The organism is Allofournierella sp. CML151 (assembly GCF_027853465.1).
GTDB lineage: Bacteria > Bacillota > Clostridia > Oscillospirales > Ruminococcaceae > Allofournierella.
On the sequence record NZ_JAPNNW010000039.1, the window covers coordinates 1 to 2,580 of the forward strand.

A 2,580-nucleotide genomic window follows, 5' to 3' on the forward strand; every position below is an offset into this window, starting at 1 on the left:
TGCATACGGCGCTGGCCGGCGGTAGCTGGTGCGGTACTGAACGGCAGCGGGGCGGCGGCAGCGGCAGCGTCTTGATGTAGCCCATGTATCCCTCATAATAGTGGTATCCGCAGCAGCGGAAATTGACTATTAGGAGGGTAATGGATGTTAGACTATAAAGACATCATTACAAAACACTATGCATTGGGAATGAGCGGTATGGCGATCGCCAAGTCGCTTAACGTCAGCCCCTCGGGCGTCAACGATTTCTTGCGAGCGTTCAAAGCCTGCGATAAACTCGGCTACCCTCTCCCGCAGGGGATCACGAACTACGGCATCGCCCAATCGGTGTACAGAAAAAATCCAGCCACGGCTGGGCGGGATCTTAGCTTCGAACAGCCGGACTATGCGTCCGTTGAGAAGGACATGTCTTCCAGGAAGAACATGACTCTCAAGGTGCTTTGGAACCGGTATGTCAAGCAGTGCCGGGACGGAAACCTCAAATTCTATTCTTACCGGCAGTTCTGTGAGAACTACACCAAGTGGTGTGAGGAAAACAAGGAGACGCTTCACTTCAATGCAGTCATTGGGCAGAAGATGGAGGTAGACTTCGCTGGCAAGACCTTTCAGATGGTGGATCATCTTACCGGAGAACTGCTGGAGATTGTGGTCTTTGTTGCAGTCCTCCCTTACTCACAGCTCATCTATGCCGAGGGAATGGTGTCCACCAAAGAGCCGCAGTGGATCGCTGTGAACAACAACGCCCTCCGCTACTTTGGTGGTGTCCCTGCGCTGGTGGTCTGCGACAACTGCAAGCAAGCTGTCATTGCCAACAAGGACTGGATTGCGCCGGAGTTAAACAAGGACTACGGAGAGTGGGCTGAGCACAACCACACAGTGATTCTCCCTGCCAAGGTGAGAAAGCCCAGATACAAGAGCTCTGTGGAGAATGCCGTGGGCATCCTGGAAAAAGGCATCTTCCATGACATGGAGGAGATGGACTACTTCAGCCTGGAGCAGTTCAACCGTGATCTGTGGAAGCACCTGGAGAAGCTCAACAGTGCACCCTTCACGAAGAAGCCGCACAGTCGGCTTTACTACTGGGAAGAGGAACGGCAGGAACTCATACCTCTGCCAGCTGCGCCATATGAGTACATGGAACGGCGGATGGCCAAGGTGTCCTCAGATTACCACATCCGCTTTGATAACGCCTATTACAGCGTAGACAAAGCCTATCTGCACAAGGAGGTGCTTGTACGGGCATCTGCTACAACCGTTAAAATCTTTTCCAAAGAGGGGCTGCCAATCTGCCAATGGGCAAGAGCAACAGCAAAGGGCCAATGGCTTACAGATCCAAACCATCTCCCTGCCAATTACAGAGAGGCTTCAGAATGGAACGGGACATATTTTATCCAGAAGGCCATGACTGTTGGCCCCAATACCGAGGCAGTGATCCGGCGCATTCTTACCAGCCGGAAGCTGGAGGTACAGACCTACCGGATGTGCCAGGGTGTCCTGAGCTTCACCAGAAAATACAGCAGGAAGGCATTGGAAGAAGCCTGTAAGCAGGCGCTGTCTCTTGGCAAGGTAACCTACACCTTCCTCAAAAATACCATTCCGATGGTTGCAGAAGAGCTTGGCGTCTCCGGCTACAATACCAGCCAGAATGAGACACGCAACAAAGGCGCATTTGTGATGGATGCCACGTCCATGGATCTGGAACGGCTTCTCTCCCGCAGCCAGAGCCTGGCGCAGGCCAAGAAGAAGGACGGTGACAGATGATGCTCACCGGAAAAGCACTCTTTCACTCACTCCTGACGGAATTGAATGAAATGGGGTTGCCGGGTATGTCCGCAACCCTGGACGAGATGTACCGCTCTCCCGGTTTCCCGGAGTTGGACCCGCTGATGGCGATTGCCAGCCTCGTAGAACCGGAATACGAGAAGAAACGAAACAAACGCATCCAGAGTCGTCTGCGCAGCGCCCATCTGCGGGGGTGTCCCCAGGAGCTTGCCAGCTGTGTGGATTCCGGCCAGCGGACGTATCTGCCCCGTGGTATTACCGAAACCCTATCTACCCTCGATTTCATTGATTCTGGTCTGAATGTCTGCATTCTGGGTCCATCTGACAGCGGAAAATCCTATCTGGCCAAGGCCATTGGGATTGCGGCCTGCAATGCCTACCGGGTGGAGTACCACCACTGCGAGTCACTTCTGGAGACGCTGGTTGCACTCAAGGAACAGGACTACTCCAAGTACCAAAAACGACTCAAGAAGGTCTGTGGCGCTGCACTGCTCATTCTGGATGACTTTTTGCTGCACACCATTACGGATGAGCGAGAGGTGAAGATCCTGTTTGAAATTTTGGAACAGCGGTGCGAAATGAATCTGAGTACCATGATCTGTTCCCAGCGGGAACCAGCAAGCTGGAGCGCTATGATCCTGAATGACGAGGTATCTGCCAACGCCATTCTCAAGCGCGCTACCAAGCACTATACTGTGGTGATTAAGCCTGTAACGACAGGCTAAACGGGGCTGCTGTTAGCGGCGCTCAGCTGCCGCTGGCCACCGCACCAGCTGCCGCTGGGCGCCGCAGAATGCA

The 2,580-nt window shown here is 53.8% G+C and carries 2 protein-coding genes; both read left to right on the forward strand.

Features of this window, described 5'->3' with window-relative positions:
• The first annotated feature begins 144 nt into the window (after positions 1 to 144).
• Positions 145 to 1,761, forward strand: coding sequence for an IS21 family transposase (gene istA / locus PH256_RS15120; protein WP_270914816.1), 1,617 nt, complete (start codon positions 145 to 147; stop codon positions 1,759 to 1,761).
• 50 nt (positions 1,762 to 1,811) lie between these two features.
• Entirely contained in the window at positions 1,812 to 2,507 is a 696-nt protein-coding gene (locus PH256_RS15125) for an ATP-binding protein (protein ID WP_270914817.1), read from the forward strand.
• The last annotated feature ends 73 nt before the right edge of the window (positions 2,508 to 2,580 follow it).